Genomic DNA, 21,647 nt, shown 5'->3' on the forward strand with positions numbered 1-21,647 from the left:
CGCAAGGTCGCTTCAACCGTTCCCCCTAGGTCTGACCTTTCCTCCGCCCTAAACGGGGGCACTCTTCAGAACGGGGGGTCAGTCTACTAAAGGTTTCACCCCCTTCTTTTTAAGTAGTTTCATTAATCATAAAACTAGTGGTTTCCAGCTGTTTCAGGTGTTTCAGGCATGGGGGAGGCGGCCGAGAAGTATAGGGCTATTAGTCCAGCCGAGTTCTTCTACAAGTACAGGGAGATCGCCGGGTTCTCGAGCCCGGCTAGAGCCATATATCAAACCGTAAGGGAACTCGTGGAGAACGCTTTAGACGCGACGGATGCACACGGCATTCTTCCAGATGTAAAGATCTCTATTAAAAGGGTTGACGAAATCCAGGAGTTCTACAGGATCACCGTTGAGGACAACGGGATAGGAATACCTCCCGACGTGGTTCCAGACGCCTTTGGCAGAGTCCTCTTCAGCAGTAAGTATGTGCTCAGGCAGACCCGTGGAATGTACGGGCTCGGAGTAAAGATGGCTGTGCTCTACGGGCAGATGACCACCGGTAGACCCGTTGAAGTAATCACCAGTAAATCAGGGTTTAAGAGGATCTACTACTTCAAGCTGAGGATAGATGTAAACAAGAATGAACCAGTCATCATTGAGAGGAGCTCCTGGAGGAAGAACAGGGATTGGCATGGAACCATAGTGTCGATAACCATAGAGGGCGACTGGGGGAGGGCTAAGCAGAAGATAAAGGAATACTTGTTTAAAACCGCTATTGTAACCCCCTACGCTAACATAGTTGCCTTGACACCGGATGATGAAATCGTCTACTACCCCAGGGTGGTTGACAAGCTGCCCTCCCCACCCGTGGAGGTGAAGCCGCATCCCCACGGCGTAGACCTGGAGTTGTTGAAGCAGATAATCTCCTCGCACAACTATAGCAGCGTGGAGGAGCTGTTGATCAAGGGCTTCCAGAGCATAGGTGAGGCAACGGCGAGACTCATACTGCAGCAGGCTGGAGTAGACCCGGCTAAGCCACCGGTCGACCTCACGGAGAACGAGCTCCTCTCACTGGTCAACACGCTTAGATCAATGAAGGATATAAGGGCACCCTCAACCAAGGCGATCTCCCCCCTGGGCAGTGAGATAATTGAAGCCGGCTTGAAGCACGTCTTCCAGCCGGAGTTCACCTACGCTGTCTCGAGGCGGCCGCAGGCCTACCAGGGACACCCCTTCGTAGTGGAGGCCGGTGTGGCCTACGGGGGGAAGACGCCTCTAAGCGAGAATGATAAACCGATAATACTCAGGTATGCTAACAAGATCCCCTTGCTCTACGATGAGGGAAGCGATGTTACTACACTTGTGGTCAAGGAGGACATAGGCTGGGACAACTACATGATAACCTTCCCAGCACCCATCGCGATACTCGTACACGTCTGCAGCACTAAGATACCGTTTAAAGGCGTTGGGAAAGAAAGCATAGCCGATGTCCCAGAGGTGCGGAGAGAAATCAAGCTCGCCCTTATGGATGTGTTAAGGGAGCTCAGGAAGTACTTGTCGAAGAAGGCGAGAGAAGAGGAGTTGAAGAAGAGGGCTGAACACCTGGCAAAATACATTCCTGAAGTAGCGAGGAGCCTGGCGTTGATAACCTCCGGCGGCGACAAGGAGGCTGAGGCCCTGTTACTGCGGCGACTGGTCTCAATAGTCTCCAAGCGCACAGGCATACCGGTAACCGAGATACAGGGGGTGCTTGAATCAGTTAAAATAGGGGCGTAGGTGGCTGAGCAATGGTGTCCGCTGTAGACCTCGAGGCCAGGAGGAAGGCAGCCGAGTTAATGAGGAAAATGTTCTCCGGGGTAGCCGAGGAGATACAGAGGGAGGGGCGCCCCGTCTTCGTCATGCCTAAGAGGACTCTCTCGAACACCATCTACGACTACAAGAACAAGCTCCTGCTACTAGGGCCTGAAACCCTGAAGCGGAGCTTCACAGACGTCAACGAGGCGAGGAAATTCATGCAGACCGTGCTAATGGCCTCGATAATCTACGACTCACTGGTGAACAATGAGTATCCAACGATACGTGACCTCTACTACAGGGGGAAGCACAGTATAAGCTATAGGAGTAGCAGCGGTAGGGAGGTGCATGAGAACACGTGGGATGAGCAGAAGGAGTCTGACAGCGTGATAAGGGATCTAGAAGTATTCCTGAACGTGCTGCGCGAGGAACTCCTCATACTGAGCAAGGAGAAGGGTAAAGTGGTGGGTAACCTCGTTATAAGAAGCGGGGACGACACCATTGATCTAAGCCGCATGGGGCATGGAGCCTACTCGATCGAGCCCACCCCTGATCTAATAGAGTTCAAGGATGTAGACGCCGAGTACGTGCTCGTGGTCGAGAAGGACGCCGTATTCCAGCAGCTGCACAGATACGGCTTCTGGAAGAAGAATAAGGCCATACTCATCACGAGCGCCGGGCAACCGGATAGGGCGACCAGGCGCTTCCTGAGGAGGCTCAGCGATGAATATAATTTACCAGTGTACATTCTAACCGACAGCGACCCCTACGGGTTCTATATTTACAGCGTCTTCAAGATAGGTAGTATCACGCTCTCATATGAAAGCGAGAGGCTTGCAACACCCAGGGCGAAGTTCATAGGTGTAATGATGACGGATGTCTTCGGCGACGACGTCTTCAGAGAGATGCTGAAGGACAAGGACTCCAAGAAGGAGCTGGGCTCCATTGCACGGGGACTCGAGAAGCTTGCAAAGAAAAAACCCTACCTCACCGAGGCCGAGAGAAGAAACTACATAATCAAGGCGAAGCAACGCGACCTTGAAAGAGCCGTCGAGCTAATAGGCTACAACGTGGCAGACGTATGCCTAGACAACGCCGAGTACAAGAACAAGCTGAAGAAGAAAGAAGGATTAACAGGGTACCCATGGTTCCAAACCCCTGAATGGGTGAGAGAACTCTGCGTGTTCTTCAAAACCCTCAGCAAGCTTGAAATAGAGGCAATGGCCAGCAAGGGATTAAAATTCCTCGCCGACCACTACATACCCGAGAAAATATCAACAGGCGACTGGATAGACTAGCCTATTTTACCGTTCGCCCCTGAATACTCATCCCCATCTCTTTATGCTCACCCGCATCCAGAGGCCTCCGCCTCACACATACCAGTCATGAATAATGAGGCTTCCACTAGGAAACACCCCGGGGCTGCCAGGCGGGTTCCCAGCGGGTGCAGGGATCTGAAACCCGCTCCTTAAGCCATGTCTCCACGACATATCTCCGCCAGTAGGCCTATCTCCCTCAGCTTCCCGGCGTCGAGGAGCCCACACATTATGCCCCTGGGCCTTCTCAGCGGCCCCTCACGCCTCAGCACCCTGGTTGGGGTTGCCACGATGTCCACGGTGAAGTCCCAGGGCTTCAAGGGGATGTCGACGTCCACGACCTGGATGTCGTGGACGGTGGTCGCTATCGGCGTCTTTTCATTAAGCCTCTCGTAGTGGGTGAGGATGCCGTATTCGAGCTCACTGTACCCCTCTCCCTTACCCAGCCTTGCCCCCATCCTGTTGACGGCTACTGAGCCAGCGATGAACATGTCTATCCTCGGCAGAGCAGATGGGTGTACTTTCTCACCCAGCTTCACCATACCCTTGATCGTTGAGGCCCAGTGGTAGAGGCCCCTGGGTATCCTGCGTGGATCCAGCAGTATGAAGCCGGATGAAATCCTAGGTGTTGAGACCACTACGAGAACACCCTTCTCCAGGAGCATCCTCCTAAGCGGGGCCTGAGGTGAATCAGGGTTTACGAAGACCACTCTAGCGGACGCTGCCTCGGGCAGTGAGATGAGTCTCCTGGCAGCCTCCTCCGCCCCCTTGAAGTTCGGGATCCTGCCTCGGGCAGGCAGCGGGAAATCCGCCACGCCGAGCTCCTCAATCTTCCTCCAAACACTCTCCCTTACAGCTTGACGGAGCTGATCCGGGTGGTTGCCCATGTCCATCATCCTAGTCGCTTAGAACGCTCCGGGTACTTGTAGTTGTCTTGGGCGTTGGCCTCCCCTCCAATATCAGTACCTCATTGGGGGCTGCATCAGCAGGCACCACTGGGCCCGCCCCACAGGGAACCAGGTAAATCCCCCGCCTCTAATGGCCACCCCGCCGTCATCGAGGCGAGGGAACACGCATCCAGCAGAGACCCCCATTCACTGCCACGCCTCCAGTGCTTCCAGCAGTCAAACCAGCTTAAAAACCTTCACCTAGTGAACAGTCTTCGGACGAACCCACCCCTCTCAGCCGTCAGCAACCGTTTAAGCCGTGTCGACCCTTCCACTTCTTCCACGGCTTTGAAACCGTGGAGTGAAACACGGGATGAGGCCTAGGGATTGTGATTGTTTATATAGTTTAGGTTGCTGAATCACATTTGAAGCAACCCGGGTGGAACGCTTTGGGCGAGAGGTTTGAAGTATGCTTCTGGGACGGCCGCTGCTTCACCGTGACGCTGGGCGTGGGCAGCCTGGAACTACTGGAGAAACACGCCGATCTAGACGGCGTGATCCTCTGCGACCGGCCGGGGCAGGTGGACTTGAGGAACGCCTCTGAGGGCGTGTATGCATGCCTATACGACTGGGTGCCTTCAGCCAGGGCTTACGAGCTTTTAACGAAGCCTTTACCCGCTATCTACAGGCATGTGAAAATGCACTTTCTCCTAATGGAGGAGCCTCAAGTATACTCTAGGAGAGTGTGCCAGTTCCTTGAACCAGGTGAACTATACAAGCAGAACAGGGATGTGAAGCCTGCGATTGACAGCTTTTTCACGGTGTACCGTGGTAGCATAGACTCTAAGCTGACCTGGAGTGTTAAATCGGGCGGCGAATTGATCTATAAGGAATACTACAGGCTTGACGACTACCACCAGTTGATTAAGCCGGCGATGATCGACTCTACTAGGGCCAAGTATCGGTCTACATGAGGTGGACACTAGCCTTCCCTTAGGGCGGGTTCCACAGCCGTGATCCCGGTGCCTTGGTGTTATCGCTGGCTATCGGAGGGCTCCTCAGGCGCCTCCTGCCTGTGGCCTAGGGATATGAGCTTTGATTCCGCCAGGAGCTTGAGGGCTTTTCTCAGCGTCCTCCTCACGATGCCTCTTTTCTCAACGCTACCGTAGAGGTTCACAGCGGTTCTCCTAATGCTGTCAGTCCTAGTGAGGTCTCTTAGCACCTCCAGCTCCTCGTTGCTCAGCGCGCCCGCCAGGTATCTGAGGGCTAGTCTAGCTATGTCGGCTGGCCTCATGCCTGCATACGGGTGCCCGGGGTCTAGTTCGTCTAGGCGTTGAACCACCTCGAGCTCTAGCACGGTTAAGTACTGGTCTCCACTTATATCCCCGTAGAGCCTGCGGAGTTCTTCAACGAGTTCATCCCTGTTCTTGAAGCCCTCGAGCCTGGCCTCCTCATCCGTTAAATCCCTCATCCTCCTATAGTAGACCCTCCTAATCCTCGCCTTAGCTATGGGTTTCCCGCCAGCGTGCACTATGACTTCCTTGTACCTGGGCTTCACTATTCCAAGCCTAATGGTCGCCTTCTTCTCGCCGGATAGGAGTTTCCCGGCGTACCATCCTTTCAGCATTATATGCCTCCCTATGAAGCGCGCCCTGGGCATCGGGCTGCACCCGGAGGCTTCGAGCCGTGGTTGAATATGTCAGTTGAGACAGGTCTTCTCATCCCCTTGGTCAAGCCCGTGGTCTCATCACTATTTAATAGGGTTGTCGGCGATCCCTTAAAACATTGCTGTTTGAAGGCGACTGGTGGTCTCAATGGGGTACTGGGTTTTAAGATGCAGGGAGTGCGGCTTGGAGTGGAGGCTGCTCGTCAGCTTCCCCTTGAAGAAGGAGTTTAAGCAGCTGTACCATTACTGCTCTAACTGCGGTAAAAACAGTTTCCATGAAATAATAGGGTATGTGGAGGAGTAGGTGCTACTGCCTGTATGAGAAAAGCGGCCTCGAGCTCAGCTTCATGGGCAGCGTCATCTCAACCCTCGGGTATCCTTCAACCTCCCTGTTGAGGAGGTCTATGAACTCCTCGAGCCTCATAACCTTCTGGTCGTTGCTCCTCCTAACCCTGACGTTGAGTGTACCGGTTGCAACCTCTCTCTCACCGATAACTATGATGTAGGGCACCCATTCTCTCCCAGCATCCCTTATCTTCTTCCCAAGGGTTTCATCCCTGTCATCCACGTCGACCCTGAAGCCCCTTGACGCCAGCTCCCCGGCTACCTTGAAGGCGTGCTCGTTAAACTCCCGGGAGACAGGTATTACCCTGGCTTGAACAGGGCTCATCCATGTAGGTATGTAGGGGGTCTGCCCCTTCGCCTCCATTAATGCCGCTGTGTCTAGAACCATGTATATGTATCTCTCGACGCCGCCAAGTATGGCTGTGTGTATTATAACCGGGTGGTGTTTCTCCCCTTTCTCATCCACGTATGTTATGTTGAATCTCGCACCGTTCCCCACGTCTATCTGGAAGGTTGCTATCTCCCTCGGCCTGTTCAGGTTGTCCACTATATGGTACTCCACGTTTAGAACCCAGTAGTATATTCCAGAGGGTATCACTGCTAGTAGAACCGGGTACTTCTCTCTTTTAACGAACTCGACTAGTTTATCCCTGTACTTTTCAAGGAACTCGTCGGTTATATTGTATAAGGCTACATAGCTCCTCCCAACCTTCCCAGCCTCCTCATGTATCTTCGACTGAACCCTCATGGAGACCTCTATCGCCTCATTAATGTCCCTGGTCAATATGTGGAGATCCGGCATGTAGAACTTCCTCAACCTGAAGCAGAGGGCTAGCTCACCCCGCTGCTCAAGCCTATAGCTGTCGGCCACCTCGAATGCTCCGAAAGGCATCTCCTTGTAGCTGATAACCCAGTCCCTCAGCATGGCGAACTGCTGGTGGCATGCCGCATACCTGAGGACGAAGCGGTCTTCATCCAGTTGAACCTCGTAGAGCCTGTCGCCGAAGAGGACTGCGTGCTCGTACACGGGTTTCTCCTTGAGGTTAAACATGTTGCTACCCATGACCTTGAAAACAGGTATGCCGAGGCTCTGCGCCACCATCCATGAATACCTCATCACCGACTCCATTATCGAAACCGCGTGGGGCCCGTACCTCATGTGGCCGTGGTCGCTCATGGGCTCCCATTCAAACCCGAACTTCCTACAGTACTCGTTAACCTTGTTCTCGCCGCCGGTGAACTCCTTCCCGAAAACCTCCTTCTCCACAAGCGCCTTCAGCTCAGGGTACCCTGCATAGTTGAAGCCTGCTGGATCGTGGAGGACGCCGTCAGGGGTCATAATGTAGAACTTCTTCTCCACGACTCTCCTAGCCCCGGTCTCAGACCTCCTGACACTCCTAGACAGCTCGCTCAACGGGTGACCGTAGCATTCAAGGGTGAACGCCTTATACCATCCAAAGGGCGCCTTGTATGCTTCAACCCCTGCCTCCTTCAAGGCTGCGTACAGGCGGCCAAGTATCTTCACGGCTTCAAAGGGCGGTGCCAGATCCTGCGAGAGATGTGCATAGGGGTATACAACTATAGAGGATGCTTTAACCTGGTTGAACACGCTGAGTATCTCGCTTACCGCACCGGGTACAACTGATTCATCGTCCCCCTTCTCCACACTGGTGAAGACTACAAGGGTGTTCTCGAAAGCCCCGCTCCCACCGGCCTCGCCGAGGGGCTCGGGCTCCTCTACAGCTGGCTTCACCACCTCGTAGCTGAATCTACGGGCATGGATCAACAGTAGCCTCAACGCGGACACCTTGAGACACGATATTATCCCAGAGGATATTTAAACATGTGTTTCAACACTGCTGACCGGAGCCAAGGGCTCTAACCATATATTAGGAGGAGACGCATAGTATTATGGTGGAGCGTGAGAACCGTGAGCGAGGAGAAGAACAGTAGGCAACAGCAGGAATTCATCACTGTGAGAAGCCTGCCTGGAGTAGGATCCGCTATCGCCGACAAGCTCGAGGCAGCTGGATACGTGTCCGCCTGGAGCATTGTGGTAGCCCGCCCCGAGGAGCTCGCTGAGAAGACGGGGCTACCCGTGCTCACGGTTCAAAAAGTCATCGAGGCAGCTAGGAAGGCATTGGGCATAACCTTCAAGACCGCCAGGGAGGTCAAGCAGGAGAGGCTTAACATAAGGAAGATAACCACCGGGAGCAGGAGCCTCGACGAGTTGCTGGGCGGTGGAGTTGAAACCAAGACTATCACAGAGTTCTACGGCGAATACGGTTCAGGTAAAACCCAGCTATGCCACCAGTTAAGCGTCAACGTGCAACTACCCCTTGAGAAGGGGGGGTTAGAGGGTAGAGCCGTCTACATTGACACGGAGGGCACGTTCCGCTGGGAGAGAATAGAGGCAATGGCCAGGGCGCTTGGCTTAGACCCCGATAAGGTGATGGACAACATATACTATATGAGGGCGTATAACAGCGACCACCAGATATCCATAGTCGACGAGCTCTTCACATTCATACCGAAGAACAATGTAAAGCTCGTAGTAGTAGACAGCGTGACAAGCCACTTCAGAGCCGAATACCCTGGGAGAGACCACCTGGCTGAAAGACAGCAGAAGCTGAACTCCCACCTACACCAATTAGTGAGGCTGGCGGAAGCATACAATGTCGCAGTAGTCGTAACAAACCAGGTGATGGCACGCCCCGACATATTCTACGGTGACCCAACCATAGCCGTAGGCGGCCACGTCCTAGCACACACCCCAGGAGTAAGAGTACAGCTCAAGAAGTCGAAGGGCAACAAGAGGATAGCGAGAGTAGTCGACGCCCCCCATCTACCAGAGGGAGAAGCCGTCTTCGTAATACTTGAAGAAGGCATAAGAGACTCTGAAGAACAGTGAAAAACACTCAAACCCTGCAACAGGCCCCAGCCACAACACCTCTTTAAATCTCTTTAAATAACGTGGAGGACTCATAGAGGTCGAGCGTGGCGGTCTTGACCAAGGCATTAGAGGTCTCAGACCTCTGGGTTGAATACAGGGGCCTCCATGATAAGCCTGTCCAAGCCCTTAGAGGAGTCTCCCTGAGTATTGAGAAGAGGGAAGTAGTCGCAGTCATGGGTCCAAATGGATCCGGGAAATCCACGTTGCTTAGAAGCGTCATAGGGCTTGAGAAGCCGTCAAAGGGCTTCGTGAGGCTGCTGGGCACCGAGCCCCAGGATGCATTAGGGAAGATAGCGTACCTGCCTGAAGCCGATTGCCTAGCCCCCTATATGACGGGGTTGGAGAACGCGGTGTTCCTCGCCGGGTTGACTGGACTCGGAAGAGGATACCTTGATAAAGCGGTGTCGGTGGCCGAGGAGCTGGGGCTTTCACGCCTGGACCTCAAGAGGCTTGTGAAGAAATACTCTATGGGTATGAAGAGGTTGCTGGCCATCTCCCTTCTCTTGGCGATGGATAGGGAGCTCTACATTATGGATGAACCCACGGCAGGGCTTGATCCCGTTAAAAGGCCCAGTGTACTAGAGGCATTCCACGCAGCTAAATCCAATGGTGCAACAGTGGTTTTCACAACACATATAGGGGTCGACGCTGAGAAGGCGGATAAAGTGGTGTTCATGCACTCTGGGAGAGTGGTGGACTATGCTAGGCCTGTTGAGCTAGTTGAAAAGTACGCTGGAAGGCTAGGGGTTTTAGTAGCCAGGGGACTTGGAGCAAGGAGGGCTGTAGGCGAGCTGAAGCTACATGGGTTTACAGCTGAGGAGGTGGCTGAAGGCGTTAGAGTAGTTGCACCCCTCGACAAGCTGGGAGATGCCGAGGAGTTGTTGAAGAGGCTTATGCCGGAGGCCACGCTGGTCAGGGAGCCGCCTAGCCTCGAAGACGCCTTCAGAGCCGCGGTGGTGGTTGAGGGTGGGGAGGGCCGCTAGAACCGCATGGGTTTTCGCATACAAGGAGCTATTGGAGAGCATAAGGGATCCCACGAACCTGTTTTGGACGCTTGGATGGCCAGCTATCTGGACACTCATAGCCAACACAGCTTTCGTGCCTGAGGGCCCCTATGCTGCTGAAGCCAAGTGGGGTGCAACATTGCAAATGGTGGCTTTCTCAGCGATGAGTATAGGTATGGCAACGCTCCCGGGCTCCATCCTCGCTGATAGAGTCAGAGGTCTCTTCGAACTCCTCTTCCCACTAAGGCACAGTAAGCTGGCGGAGGTTGCTGGAAGACTCATGGGCCTCACGCTCTACTCAACTATTGCTGCAGCTGTGGTCCTGGCCACCGGTGTGGCACTGGGGGCAAGGTATACTGGTGTAACCATTCAAGAGGCTCTTTCCGCATCCCTCTTTATCCTCCTGATACTGTTAGCATCATGCGGCGTCGGCTTAATCCTGGTGCCCATGGGCAGGGCTAGCATAGCAGCAGGCATATCGCTAGCGGTGGTTACCTCAGCCGTGTCCGGCGTCTTCACACCTTACTTCGCACTCAGCGAGAACCTAAAAGCCTTCTCGAGAACCTGGCCTGTGTCAAGCAACCTCCACGTTGCGAAATACTTCCTGTCCCGGGGAGAAGTCGAACACTTATACGACTTCAACCCTGGAAGCCCATTATACGTACTCTACGCTGCCTCTTCATCACTAGTACTATTCTTAACGGGAGTATCAATATACACCCTCTACTATAGGAGACTCCACAGAAGATGGTAGTGCTCCCCCGCCCTAAAGACTGAGAGCTCCCCGTTCAGGGGTTCACTAGTTTCCCCTGCATCCATCCGGGTTTACAACCGAAAGCCTCGTCTTTCAAGGCGGGGATGAAGGTTTATAGGCTTGTTTTTTTATGTATGGGTAATGGTGATGGGGAAACGTATTTAGCGGTGAGGGGGCTGCAACCCCTCGTTCACGAGGGGTTGTTCCCGAGCAGAGACAACCAGATGGGGGGATCTCTGACCACCCCCACTGCCCCGCAAATGACAGATGTAAACCCGAACAAATGCGGGGAACCCATGAACCGCCCTAAAGGAAACCCCCTTTTAGGGCGGAGAGGAGGTCAGACTCCTCATCTACAGGGCAGACGATGCAACTAGGGATCCCTGATTTCACCGTTTGCCCCTAGATATTCATCCTCATCTATTTATGTTCGATCATATCTAGGGGCTTTCTCCTCGCCCACGCCTTCACAGGGCAGCCAAGCCGCCTCCGGCGCGGGTTCACTGGGCATGGGGCCGAACGGCACGCGGCCCTCCGCCAGGCTTCCCAGAGGCCCCAAGGGGCTTGGAGCACTGCTCCCATCGCCCCGTGGGGCCTGCCCCGGCTCACGCGTCACAGCCAGGGCACCCCGGTTAGACTCCACAAGCCTATCTCATTGATCATCATCCAGGGGAAACATGCAGCACCAAGACTTATAAACGTTTTCACCAGTCATTTAAATGGTAACAGCCCACTCACTACATTTAAACCCTTTATCCATGCCCTGAAAACCCGGGGCTTTCAGCTGTAACAGTATCAGCCTTCCGGTTCCCATGCCTCCCAAGGTCGCTGCAGCCGGTTCCAGGCTTTGGGGAGTCCTTGGCAACTATCTTTATGCTAGAAGGTGCGTCTACATGTGCCTCAGCGATCCATAGTAGTTAGGTCTACCAATGTATAAGCCGGTGTTGATGACCCTGTTGATCCTCATGCAACGTGACTCGAGGAATCCCCTGGGGATACTGGTAGCCTGCTCCCTTGCCACGGCTGAAGCAGTGTTGACCCTGTTTTAAGAAGTGAGCCCAGCTATGTGTTTTATCAGTGCGAGCACCGGGGCGTCTCCTATAATGAGGAATGCTGCCACTCCTATTGTCAATGGTATTATGTAGGGGACCCCGTAGGAGACCCATATGACTGTGTCGGCTGAAATAGTCCCTGCCTCAACCAGCTTCCTGAACAACTCCCTGTAGACTCCTGGATCCTCTTCTACACTATAGTGTAGCCTGTAAACCGTCACCGTCTCCCCGTCGCCGGCCTCTATTAGCGTTAAAGGATAGTAGAACCGGGTTTCAATGAAGTCGGCGACCCTCATGGGTCTCGCTATGAAGGGGTATATGAGCCTGTACTTCAATGGCATACCCTTGAGCAGGTTGCGGTGCACTATAACAGTGTAGGATGCGTAGAGAAGTGATATCAGTACCACGGAGACCGTTGAGTACAGGACTATCGGTATCAACGGGGGGAGAAGCGACCTAGGGAGGAAGCCAGCGCGGGGCGGCGACGGGTACAGCATGAAGAGTGATGCGACAACATACACGTCTCCCTCACCCATTAACCCTGTATAGTAGAGCAGTGTGAACGTCAACGGGACGACCGCGGAGAAAACCATGTAGACAGGGTCGAAGCCGTGGAGCATTAACGTGGCTGCCAGGAAGACGGCTGAGCCCCCTGTGAACAAGTATACTAGTCTATCGCTTATCTCACGGCTCCTATAGTCCTGGAGCGAGAACACCCCTAGGAAGACAAGGGTGTACACCGCCTTAACCGCTTCAAGCAGGTTCACCGGATCCCACAGGGGCTGCATACACGTCTACCAGGAGCCTGAATACAGTGGACCCGGGGTAAAAAAACAAGCATTTTATCCTCAACCCGTAATACAGTGTCACCGGGAGCCATGTGCAGCCGGGTCTCAGATATGAGGATCCTCTGGAACCCATGGAGATACGAGTACATAAGGCGGTTCAGCACCGGGGATGAGAAGAGCGGGGAATGCCTCTTCTGCAGGCTGAAGACAGCGGTGGATGAGGAGGCCTTGATCCTCCACCGTGGGAGACACTCCTTCATAGTCCTAAACGCATACCCCTATAACTCAGGGCATGTAATGGTGGCACCCTACAGGCATGTAGGCAGCCTGGAGGATTTGAGCGATGAAGAACTACTCGAGATAATGCAGCTGGTCAAACTCTCCATGAGGGTTATTAGGAAGGCGTTTAACCCGGATGGATTCAACATAGGGGTTAACATAGGTAGGGTTGCAGGGGCAGGTGTACCGGGGCACGTACACGTCCACGTGGTGCCCCGCTGGGTCGGTGACACGAACTTCATGGGTGTAATAGCCGGGGCTAAAACCCTCCCCGTAAGCCTCCAGGAATCATACTCGATGCTTAGGAAGGCCCTCACAGAGATAACGGGGGGATCAAATGGTATCCACGAGGGATCTAGTGATAGTTGAAAAATACGGGTCCCTGGGTACCCAGCGCTACAGGATCTGTGTTAAAGGAACAAACATACTCGTCAACGTGGAGGCGTATAGCGATGAAGAAGCCCTCCACAGGGCGCTGGAAATACTTGGCGAAATAGGGTTAACCGATGAAGCATTGGAGAACGTGAGGAGGAGGGTGGGGGATAAGGCGAGGTGTTAACTGGATAGTGCTTGAAGCATACCAGCCTTTCAAGACAGTTGAAGTATTTAAATACGGTGCAGGCACTGAGACTAAGGTGAGGGGCTACCCCACGGCAATGACTGCCATGCAGAGGGTGAACGCGAATCATTTAAACAGGGATCCCTGGATGAGTCCCGATGAGGACCACTTGCCCCCAAGCGACCACTAGGGGATGAAGAAATTACCGCGGACTGAGGCCTCTCGAGGCGGGAGGCCTACATGGATGGATAAACTCTTGCTTCAACCGGTTTCAGGATGAGGTGGCCCTCGATCACTGATGGAGTGATGAGGGCAGGGTTTAGCCGATACCCAACTATATTTTCTTCGCCCTGGCTTTCTCCCTCTGCTCGTTCAACTCGTTGAACTCGTCTATAAGCTTCCTAGCGTAGGGCAGGAACTCGTCGGCAGGCATTCTCTCGGCTAGCGCCCTGAGGAACTTGGAGGCGCATCTAGAGCTATGGAACTCCAGGGTTAAACCATCCTTCACTACAACTATGCCCTGCCCCTCTGGGAAAACCCTCCCGCAGACCACGCATCTATGCCTGCGGCTGGCACTCACCTAGACCAGCCTCCCGCAGCTTTTCAACGAGCCTCCCGACTTCAAGCGTGTAGAGCCTTGTAAGGGTTGCCTTGCTCTTAGAGTTCCTGAGCTCCACGAACTTCCTCTCCTGCTCGGCGTTGAAGCACACGTCCTGCGTGAACTGTATGAACTGCCTCTCATCCAGTACAACCCCCTTCCTGTACACGGCGAAGGATCTCGCCGAGAACACTGGTTGCACCGGTTGCTGCCCGCGCATCAACAGGTATCTGGAGCCCTGCATAACGCCTATGAAGAACATGTACATGCCCAGGTACCTTACGAAGTTGTCTAGGAGGTTGCTCTCCGTGAGCCCTGTTCTCTCAGCGATGAAGGGCCATATGTATTCACTGTACACTGGGAGCAGTATGAACACTAGGAAGACCATGGAGAGATTCAGGAACATGAGCTTCATCTGCCTGCCCATCTCGGCCTGCAGCATCTTATCCGTCAACATTGCTTGGACAGCATTCGGCTCCTTGAAGATCGGGGAGCCCAGCTCGCTCCTGGGGGGAACCTTCATGGATCTAGCCGTAGCCTTCATGGCGAGCACCATGAAGACTATGAAGTATAGTAGGAATATTACGAAGGCGTACTGAGGCACCACCGCTGAGACAAGCGCGAACAACAATATGGAGACAGCCTGCACCAGTATCGTTGTCCTCCTTGAAAACGGACTGGACACACCACTACACCCCTTTCACATACCACCTCACAATACCTACGGCTCGAACCCTTAATAACTCCTAGTCAACATTAAGTTATAGCAGATGATGAATCGCCACTTCACGGAGACGTGAAGAAGGTCCGTGTTTCTGACACCACATTAAAAACAAGCGGAAAACACCGGCTCACACACTAGGCATCAACAAAGCAACACCAAGCCCCAGCCCGAGACACCATTGAACACGTAGATGAACCCCGAAGACATGGAAGCCTATGCAGGGATCCCTGGGGTTCCTGCAGCCCTAAGTGTGCAAGGGCTGCAGCGTCAGGGGGCTCCCCTCTTCCATTCAAAAACGAATAGGGACATGAATGGAGCATAGATGCTGCACAAGATATCAAACACCACTTATCCCCCGGAGACACGCGGTCCTTCTTTACCCCTCTTTGCCACCCGGTATATGTAGATCGATTTCTTCACAACTCCGCCCCTGGCAAGGTTATGAAGAAGACCTAGAGCCGGCTCCCCTAAACCCCGCGTTGAAGCAAACCCCGCGGAAACCTCCTACACCGATGGTTCCTACATGGATTAAACATGGAGATCCCGCCACCCCGGGCTGGCGCCTGTCAGCCTGCTCGGCACATCTTCCGTGGCCGCCTAGCTCAAGGTGTTGTCGCGACGGGGCTGTTGGTGGTGTTCCAGTAGTGGATATTTGTGAGCTGGGTGGGTCCCGTACTGTTGGCTGTTGGATACGGCGGCTGCCTGTAATCCTGAGGCTGTGGCCCGTGGGCTCTGTGCGAGGCAGGGGCCCTGGGTGTGAATGAATATAAGGAGGGGTGGGAATGATCGTGGTGTAGAGCTTGGTGATGAGGAGTCTCTCCCTGATTCATTGATGAGGTTATCCCCGTCTGAACTAAACTTGGGGGGGCTGGGTATGGAGGGGTCTCTCAGCGTGCTGGTCGACGTCCTGTGTGAGCCGGGGAGGCTTGCGAAGCTGGAGAAGCATCTTAGAAGCATGGGGTTTGCTACACGTATACTTTCACCGGATACTCTGAGGGTGGTTCAGAGGATGCGTCTCAGGGACCCCGGTGACGCTTTAAGCATGCTCTTCAACGCGTTGAAGTCCTCGTCTATGTTAACCAGGAGGATCTGTGTTGAGGCCTGGGTTCTCCTCCCCTCTGAAGCAGTAGCCGGGGACACGGTGTTGAACACGGGAAGCGGCTTCCTCTACGTTAGGAAGGGTAGGCGAGGCATGGCCGTGGTCAAGGTGGTGTGGGGCAGTGTAAATCCATATGTGAAGCCCCCGCCTGGAAGCGCTATGAGGAAGTGCGTGGAGCCAACGGGCCTCCAGGGCCTTGAGGAGGAGCTGCGTGGGAGATTGGCGGATATCGCCAGCCTACCGGGGGCTGCCGCACCCCGGGGCTGACCCCGGAGGCTTCATCAGACAGGGTTCGTTAATGCTCATCCCGCTGCACACGGTCACCTGGATAGGGCGTTCATCACTAGGCTACCTTAACGCCTCTGGAGGCGAGGAGTCTTTTGAACCTAACGGCGTCGTCGAACATGTATACATTGTTGAACAACACGTATGTCTCGCTTGAGCCAATCCCCTCTATTATCGCGTAGAGCTCCTCTAGATCACTGTCACTATACTTGTACCTGTAGTTTGTCTCACCGGCTCCTCTCCCATGCAGCCTGAGGTAGGCTACGCCGTTAGGGGTTGAAGCAGGCTTCCTTTTAAACGGGTCCACTACGTGTATCAAGCCGTATTTCCCAAGCAGCTCAACTACCTCCTTCCTCTCAGAGCACTCTCCTCTAGGCTCCCATCCAATCATTATGCCTTCACCAATGTTTCCAAGCACCTCCTTAAGGAAGCCCTCGGCGCTCTCGAGGCTCAGGGGTGTGCAGGGCATGCTGGGCGGTGTCTGGAGGACTATTATCCTGGCTCCGAGTATCCTCGCCCTGTCCACGACCTCCATGAATGCCTCCACGTTCTCCCTTGTATGCTTAAGGAACCCGTAGTTGGCTGGGTCCCCTTTAAGCTTACTCTTCATTTTCCTCCAGGTGGGCGACGTAGAGGGGTGTGTTACAACCTGCCATGCTTTAACAGTTATCTCGAAGCCGCTGGGGAGGGACCCCCGGAGGCTCCTACACCACTCTCTTGAAGGTAGGTCGTAAAAAGTGTTCTGTAGCTCGACCACGCTTAACTCTTCAACATAGCGTTTCCTGGAGACCGGGAACCCGCAGCACCCGACTCTAATCATCGCTGGCTCCCGGCGCCTACACGCTTAGCTGCACTAGCTCCACGTTTTTCACTGGCTCCAGCTTCCTGAGCTCTCCCACTATCACTGAGGGATCGGCCCACCCTGTTTTACTTATGTCCACTATCATCTCGCATTCGCCGAGCTCCTCTCGCTTCAATACAACGCACTTCGTCGACACTATGTCAACGTTGTAGCCTGCTATGAACCTCGTTAACTCGGCGAGGACTCCCGTCCTGTCCTCGACCAGTAGCTTCAGCTTAGCCAGCTTGGCGGCCACTGGCAGCGGCACCAGTTTTATCTCCCGTGCCTCCTTGTCAGCTATCATTAACAGGTACATGCCTTCCCTTATGTCGAAGAGCTCTCTTACCGCTATCGGTATCGTTATCCTGCCTTTCTGATCCACCTTAACCGTTTCCTCTATGGTGGCCGGCATTCAGGGTCACCACGCTGCGTCCGCATAATTACATGTTTGTAAATATACCTTTTTAAATCCCACATATATTTTTCATCACGCTGACCCCGATGTGCGGGATCCCTAGATGGTGAACGGTATCACGGTGAGTACTTTCACATTGTATTCCTCGAGCCTCTCCCGCCACATGTCGCCTAAACCCAGCACCACTATTATATCCGTTATCTCAGCCCTGGACTTGGAGAGTAATTCGAGAACGGCCTCCAGGGTTCTACCGGAGTAAACCACATCCGAGAGCACGAGGACCTTGTCCCTCCTACTCAAGAGATCCCTGTCGAGGTAGAGTGTCTCAACATCCTTAGGGCTCTTCATGAACGACGTGCTATAGTACTGTACACCAGGGTAGCTCTTCCTCTTAACCAGGATTATGGGGGCGTTGAACTCGAGTGACAGCATGGTGGCTAGTGGCAGGACTGCTTCAGCGGTAGCTATGATCTTGGATACCTCTTTACCCGTTAACTCGAGCACCAGTATTATTGAGAGGAGCCGGGCTACATAGGGGTCTTTGAGAACCCTCAGCAGGTCTATTATGGGGCTCTTCTCCTTCTCCACTAGATCCCTGAGCAGGTAGCTTAAATCTATTGATAGGGCTATCCTGGAGAGTATCTGGGCCGCCTGCTCAAAGCTCGGTATTATGGAGCCCCTGGCATACCTGCAGAGGACGGATTCAGGTATACCGGTTATCTCGTAGAGATCCCTGTATGAGAGACTCGGCTTCAGGAGCCTGAGTATCTCGCTGGCCATGAGCCTCATCTTCGTTCTATCAGCCTTGCTCCTCGAGTGGGTCTCCATTAATCTCTGAGCGAAAGCCTTCACCTCAGCTTCACTGGGCTTCTTGACGACCAGTACCCTGCCTCCTCTAACCCTAAACACATGGGTCACCGTCCCTGAGTCATGGATCACAATACTACACCATCATTTTTAAATAAGGATATAAAAATATAGTGAGACGCGAGGGATGAAGAGGGTTTTAAGAACTGAACACCGGTGATGTAAAACCCACGCGACGACCCCTGCACGGTGGATGAACAGCCTTGCTGGAGTTCGATGGAAAGCTCTCATCCATCGCGAGCACCGAGCACCTTTTAAGACCCCTAGAGGATGCCGTGGCACTCGGCTACGAGTACCTGAGGGCCTGCGGGGTTTGTGGTGAGAGAAAGGTGTGCATATACATACATTTAAAGAGTCTTGGAGACGGCTTCCTAGCCGAGCTTACAGGGGTATCCGTGGAGGTGAGCCCGGACACCGTGGTCGACGAATATGTAGTCAAGCTACTGGGCTACGCGTCAACGGTTAGGAGCCGCCGGGGAAGCGTGGAGTTCTACGCTGGCCCCGGCACAGCGGTCGGGGTCTACTATATGACCTGCAGGGATAAGCTAGTAGCCGTGGACGTGGAGCCCGTGGAGTATGAGGAAGTACTCTTACTCGGAGGCGATTAACATGGTTGTGTTCAAGGTTAAGAGGTGGCTTGAGGAAAGCGAGTTCAAGGAGCTCCTCAAGATAGCTGACTACAATGGTTACAGGGATGGCTACCGGGTGTTCACGCTCAATGTGGAGAAGTCCCTGAGAAACGGGTACGGCGTCGAGGATGCTTTAAACCTACTCATGGAGCTGGAGGCCGAGGTCGAGGGCTCCATCGATGACTTGAGAAACGCGTTCAACAAGTACTCGGTTACATTAGAGTGGGATAGCGTGGAAGGATTCATCATGCTCCACATGCCTAAAACCCTTTACACGGGGTTGAAGAACGTCCTCTCCCTTGTGGGGGCGAGAAAGAGCTCCGAGACACCTGACACGTCAACCTACAGGATCCCACCCTTGAACCTGGATCTACTTGTAAGAGACCTTGAAAGACTCGGGATACCGGTGAGCGATCCGGCTGGGCTCACCCGGCCGAAGACGCTTCAAGTGAAGCCTGAGCTTAGGAATGTGGATTTAAGGGATTACCAGCGGGAGGCCCTGGGTAAGTGGGTTGAGAACAAGCACCGCGGGGTCATAGCGTTGCCAACGGGCTCCGGTAAGACGCTTATAGGGGTTGCAGCCCTCGTTGAGACCGGTGTCCGTAGCCTCATAGTGGTTTACACGAAGGAGCAGATGATGCAGTGGAGGGATGCTATACTCAAGTACACTAATATTGAGCCGTCGATGATAGGCCTTATACACAGCGAGGAGAAGAGGCCTGCACCAGTCACTATAACGACCTATCAGAGCGGGTTCCGCCAGATAAACACTCTGTCGCCTTTCTTCGACATGCTGATAATAGACGAGGTACACCACCTGCCCGCCGAGAAGTTCAGGCACATAGCCGTGCACAGCATAGCAAGGTATAGGATGGGGCTCTCCGCCACCCCCTTCAGGGAGGATGGGAGGCATGAGGAGCTCTTCCCGCTGCTTGGCGGAGTAGTATACTATAAGACGCCCAACGACCTAGTGTCGATGGGCTACCTGGCACGCTACAGGGTTGTCACGGTGAAAACAAGGCTCAGCGGTGAGGAGCGTAAAGCGTATGAGGAGTTGAGGCGGAAGTACTGGGCTCTCGCTGGATCAAGGGATTTCAAGCAGGTGGTTGAAGACGCGAGAACCGACCCAAGGGCGAGGGAAGCGCTCAGAGTACACAGCCAGATGAGGAGCATCCTTGCCAGGGCGAAGGCTAAGATCGATAAGGCGGTTGAGATAGCTAGGAGCGAGCTGGAGAAGGGCGGTAAGATAATAGTGTTCACACAGTACGTGGATCAAGCCAGGGAGATAAGTGAGAGGTTGAACGCCTACCTCTTAACAGGTGAGATCCCCACGGAGGAGAGGAAGCGCATCCTCGAGGAGTTCAAGAACACGGATAAAGGGATACTGGTAGTCACCACCGTTGGAGACGAGGGCCTCGACATACCTGACGCCAACGTGGGCATCATGGTCTCGGGCACGGGTTCCAGACGCCAGTTCATACAGAGGCTAGGGAGGCTGCTGAGGCCGAAGCCAGGCGGTAAAGAGGCAGTCCTCTACGAGATAATCCTCGAGAAAACCAGTGAGGAATACCAGGCGAGGAAGCGTAAGAACATGGGTTTCGACGAGATGATGAACAGTGGGGAAGGCGAGTAAACCGGGTCACCGCGGCTAGGCGCCGGCGAACTCCTCGAGCAGTAGCTCGACAATAATCCACTGGAATACATCGTCGAGGCCCTTCGGCAACACCACCTTGATGAATGAGGCTTCACCGGTTCCCGACGCGGTGACCAGGGGTGTGAGCCCCCCACTGGTTTCACAGTACAGGTATCCCTCCCTGTGCCTCCCTGGAACCCATGGGGCTAGGCGTGCCGAGGCATGGCCCAGGAGCCCGGCCACATATATTAGTCTCTCATCGGCCACAACCACCTTCCCGCATTCAACCCCGGCCTCCTCTACAGTGATGCAGAGCCTTCTCACGCATACCCTGCCCCTATCAAGCAGTGCCCTCAGCCCGGAGACAAGGGCGTCCACAGGGATCTCAGCGTAGTCCAGCCATGCATCCCTGGCGGCAACGTATGCTCTACCGGCTAGGCCGCTGATCAACTCGTTTAGACCGCTGTGCTCCCGGTTCAACCCGGCTATGATCTCAGCGTAGGGTGGGAGAGCCACGGCGAGTACCACGCCGTTGAGCAACACGTTCACAACGCCAGGCTTGTAGAGGACGCCGACCCTGTCAACATACCCCTGGAGGGCCTCGAGGAGCTTGACATGGTTGCTTAGAGAGAGCCCCGCGGGCTCCAGGATGATGGAGCCTGAGAGAAGCCTCGGCATGGTTTCAACCGGTTCAGCGGGCCGGCAACAATGGGTGGGGAAACTGGTTTAAAAATACTGGCTTGCCTACTCCTTTACCTTTATCTTTATCTCGATGATGCTGACCCTGGACTCCCTTCCCTGTGGGTTGGTCACTGTCTGGCTGCCTATCTTTATCTCGTCCACGTCGACCTTTCCAGGCAGGAACCTGTTCTTCACTATCTCCACTGTGTCGACGGCCTTGCTTATGGCTCTGCCGCGTGCCTTGATGTAGACTTCTTTCACGCCCTGGTGTACCAGGGTTAGTACAGCTATCACGTAGTTCATTACAGGCTTCTTACCTACTAGTACGGTGTTTGCGCTTTGGGGCTGAGACATTTATTCCACCTCTTCCACTAGGTTTCCTCGTGGTTTTATACCGGAATCTGAGATTAGGGAGGTTCTATAAAAACTTTTCGTTTGCATAATGATAGGCAACGGGATCCATGGAACCGTATTACAAGCCCCTCCTCTTTTAAAC

General features: G+C 54.0%; 25 protein-coding genes. 13 read left to right on the forward strand and 12 right to left on the reverse strand.

Annotated features, from left to right (window positions below):
• Positions 1–168: 168 nt before the first annotated feature.
• Both DESMU_RS06115 and DESMU_RS06120 read left to right on the forward strand, forming a co-directional pair.
• Entirely contained in the window at positions 169–1,758 is a 1,590-nt protein-coding gene (locus tag DESMU_RS06115) for a DNA topoisomerase VI subunit B (protein ID WP_013562721.1), read from the forward strand.
• Positions 1,759–1,769: 11 nt separating this feature from the next.
• A complete protein-coding gene (locus DESMU_RS06120; protein WP_013562722.1) occupies positions 1,770–3,074 on the forward strand; it encodes a DNA topoisomerase IV subunit A in 1,305 nt (434 codons plus the stop codon).
• Between the two features lie 170 nt (positions 3,075–3,244).
• Here DESMU_RS06120 and DESMU_RS06125 read toward each other — a convergent pair whose 3' ends face one another.
• On the reverse strand, positions 3,245–3,979 hold the full coding sequence (locus DESMU_RS06125; protein ID WP_013562723.1) for a 5-formyltetrahydrofolate cyclo-ligase: 735 nt from the start codon (positions 3,977–3,979) through the stop codon (positions 3,245–3,247).
• Between the two features lie 449 nt (positions 3,980–4,428).
• Here DESMU_RS06125 and DESMU_RS06130 point away from each other — a divergent pair, with 449 nt between their 5' ends.
• Positions 4,429–4,953, forward strand: a complete 525-nt coding sequence (locus DESMU_RS06130; protein ID WP_013562724.1) for a hypothetical protein — start codon at positions 4,429–4,431, stop codon at positions 4,951–4,953.
• A 59-nt stretch (positions 4,954–5,012) separates the two neighbouring features.
• On the opposite strand, the gene DESMU_RS06135 is transcribed toward DESMU_RS06130, so the two are convergent.
• Positions 5,013–5,639, reverse strand: coding sequence for an ASCH domain-containing protein (locus DESMU_RS06135; protein ID WP_013562725.1), 627 nt, complete (start codon positions 5,637–5,639; stop codon positions 5,013–5,015).
• Between the two features lie 145 nt (positions 5,640–5,784).
• Between DESMU_RS06135 and DESMU_RS07210 the strand changes: the two genes are divergently transcribed.
• A complete protein-coding gene (locus DESMU_RS07210; protein ID WP_187286350.1) occupies positions 5,785–5,949 on the forward strand; it encodes a hypothetical protein in 165 nt (54 codons plus the stop codon).
• Between the two features lie 3 nt (positions 5,950–5,952).
• Here the strand turns inward: DESMU_RS07210 and DESMU_RS06140 are convergent, their stop codons facing one another.
• Positions 5,953–7,788, reverse strand: a complete 1,836-nt coding sequence (locus tag DESMU_RS06140) for a threonine--tRNA ligase (RefSeq protein WP_013562727.1) — start codon at positions 7,786–7,788, stop codon at positions 5,953–5,955.
• A 123-nt stretch (positions 7,789–7,911) separates the two neighbouring features.
• On the opposite strand from DESMU_RS06140, the gene radA reads away from it, so the two are divergent.
• The 3 genes from radA (at position 7,912) to DESMU_RS06155 (ending at position 10,701) form a co-directional block, all read left to right on the forward strand.
• Positions 7,912–8,901, forward strand: coding sequence for a DNA repair and recombination protein RadA (gene radA, locus DESMU_RS06145; protein WP_013562728.1), 990 nt, complete (start codon positions 7,912–7,914; stop codon positions 8,899–8,901).
• 86 nt (positions 8,902–8,987) lie between these two features.
• Positions 8,988–9,926 (forward strand): ABC transporter ATP-binding protein, encoded by a 939-nt coding sequence (locus tag DESMU_RS06150; RefSeq protein ID WP_083799353.1) that lies wholly within the window; start codon positions 8,988–8,990, stop codon positions 9,924–9,926.
• On the forward strand, positions 9,910–10,701 hold the full coding sequence (locus tag DESMU_RS06155) for an ABC transporter permease (RefSeq protein ID WP_013562730.1): 792 nt from the start codon (positions 9,910–9,912) through the stop codon (positions 10,699–10,701). Before DESMU_RS06150 ends, DESMU_RS06155 begins: the two co-directional genes overlap by 17 nt.
• 889 nt (positions 10,702–11,590) lie before the next feature.
• On the opposite strand, the gene DESMU_RS07275 is transcribed toward DESMU_RS06155, so the two are convergent.
• Positions 11,591–11,722 carry a hypothetical protein gene (locus DESMU_RS07275; protein ID WP_275451558.1) on the reverse strand — a complete coding sequence of 44 codons (132 nt, stop codon included), beginning with the start codon at positions 11,720–11,722 and terminating at the stop codon, positions 11,591–11,593.
• 24 nt (positions 11,723–11,746) lie between these two features.
• Entirely contained in the window at positions 11,747–12,541 is a 795-nt protein-coding gene (locus DESMU_RS06160; RefSeq protein ID WP_013562731.1) for an A24 family peptidase C-terminal domain-containing protein, read from the reverse strand.
• A 111-nt stretch (positions 12,542–12,652) separates the two neighbouring features.
• Between DESMU_RS06160 and DESMU_RS06165 the strand changes: the two genes are divergently transcribed.
• From DESMU_RS06165 to DESMU_RS06175, 3 genes are read left to right on the forward strand one after another with little or no spacing between them, the layout of a single operon-like run.
• Entirely contained in the window at positions 12,653–13,189 is a 537-nt protein-coding gene (locus DESMU_RS06165; RefSeq protein WP_013562732.1) for an HIT family protein, read from the forward strand.
• Positions 13,158–13,379: a hypothetical protein gene (locus tag DESMU_RS06170; protein WP_013562733.1), complete on the forward strand. Its 222-nt coding sequence runs from the start codon at positions 13,158–13,160 to the stop codon at positions 13,377–13,379. The genes DESMU_RS06165 and DESMU_RS06170 overlap by 32 nt, the downstream gene beginning before the upstream one ends.
• Positions 13,380–13,386: 7 nt before the next feature.
• Positions 13,387–13,569, forward strand: a complete 183-nt coding sequence (locus tag DESMU_RS06175) for a hypothetical protein (RefSeq protein ID WP_013562734.1) — start codon at positions 13,387–13,389, stop codon at positions 13,567–13,569.
• Positions 13,570–13,713: 144 nt separating this feature from the next.
• Here DESMU_RS06175 and DESMU_RS06180 read toward each other — a convergent pair whose 3' ends face one another.
• Positions 13,714–13,959, reverse strand: coding sequence for an eL24 family ribosomal protein (locus tag DESMU_RS06180; protein WP_013562735.1), 246 nt, complete (start codon positions 13,957–13,959; stop codon positions 13,714–13,716).
• Positions 13,937–14,662 carry a DUF2208 domain-containing protein gene (locus DESMU_RS06185; RefSeq protein ID WP_013562736.1) on the reverse strand — a complete coding sequence of 242 codons (726 nt, stop codon included), beginning with the start codon at positions 14,660–14,662 and terminating at the stop codon, positions 13,937–13,939. Before DESMU_RS06185 ends, DESMU_RS06180 begins: the two co-directional genes overlap by 23 nt.
• Before the next feature lie 913 nt (positions 14,663–15,575).
• Here DESMU_RS06185 and DESMU_RS06190 point away from each other — a divergent pair.
• Positions 15,576–16,067, forward strand: a complete 492-nt coding sequence (locus DESMU_RS06190; protein ID WP_013562737.1) for a hypothetical protein — start codon at positions 15,576–15,578, stop codon at positions 16,065–16,067.
• A 76-nt stretch (positions 16,068–16,143) separates the two neighbouring features.
• On the opposite strand, the gene DESMU_RS06195 is transcribed toward DESMU_RS06190, so the two are convergent.
• From DESMU_RS06195 to DESMU_RS06205, 3 genes are all read right to left on the reverse strand, one after another.
• Positions 16,144–16,905 carry a DUF72 domain-containing protein gene (locus DESMU_RS06195; protein WP_013562738.1) on the reverse strand — a complete coding sequence of 254 codons (762 nt, stop codon included), beginning with the start codon at positions 16,903–16,905 and terminating at the stop codon, positions 16,144–16,146.
• A 16-nt stretch (positions 16,906–16,921) separates the two neighbouring features.
• Positions 16,922–17,338 (reverse strand): AbrB/MazE/SpoVT family DNA-binding domain-containing protein, encoded by a 417-nt coding sequence (locus DESMU_RS06200; protein ID WP_013562739.1) that lies wholly within the window; start codon positions 17,336–17,338, stop codon positions 16,922–16,924.
• 102 nt (positions 17,339–17,440) lie between these two features.
• A complete protein-coding gene (locus DESMU_RS06205; protein ID WP_048078577.1) occupies positions 17,441–18,250 on the reverse strand; it encodes a phosphoribosyltransferase family protein in 810 nt (269 codons plus the stop codon).
• A gap of 161 nt (positions 18,251–18,411) precedes the next feature.
• On the opposite strand from DESMU_RS06205, the gene DESMU_RS06210 reads away from it, so the two are divergent.
• Together DESMU_RS06210 and DESMU_RS06215 are read left to right on the forward strand one after the other, a co-directional pair.
• Positions 18,412–18,816 (forward strand): hypothetical protein, encoded by a 405-nt coding sequence (locus DESMU_RS06210; RefSeq protein WP_013562741.1) that lies wholly within the window; start codon positions 18,412–18,414, stop codon positions 18,814–18,816.
• On the forward strand, positions 18,785–20,470 hold the full coding sequence (locus tag DESMU_RS06215) for a DEAD/DEAH box helicase (protein ID WP_013562742.1): 1,686 nt from the start codon (positions 18,785–18,787) through the stop codon (positions 20,468–20,470). Before DESMU_RS06210 ends, DESMU_RS06215 begins: the two co-directional genes overlap by 32 nt.
• A gap of 15 nt (positions 20,471–20,485) precedes the next feature.
• Here DESMU_RS06215 and DESMU_RS06220 read toward each other — a convergent pair whose 3' ends face one another.
• Together DESMU_RS06220 and albA are read right to left on the reverse strand one after the other, a co-directional pair.
• Entirely contained in the window at positions 20,486–21,148 is a 663-nt protein-coding gene (locus DESMU_RS06220) for a hypothetical protein (protein ID WP_013562743.1), read from the reverse strand.
• 66 nt (positions 21,149–21,214) lie between these two features.
• Positions 21,215–21,505 (reverse strand): DNA-binding protein Alba, encoded by a 291-nt coding sequence (albA, locus tag DESMU_RS06225; protein ID WP_013562744.1) that lies wholly within the window; start codon positions 21,503–21,505, stop codon positions 21,215–21,217.
• Between the last annotated feature and the right edge of the window lie 142 nt (positions 21,506–21,647).

It is taken from the genome of Desulfurococcus mucosus DSM 2162 (assembly GCF_000186365.1).
GTDB lineage: Archaea > Thermoproteota > Thermoprotei_A > Sulfolobales > Desulfurococcaceae > Desulfurococcus > Desulfurococcus mucosus.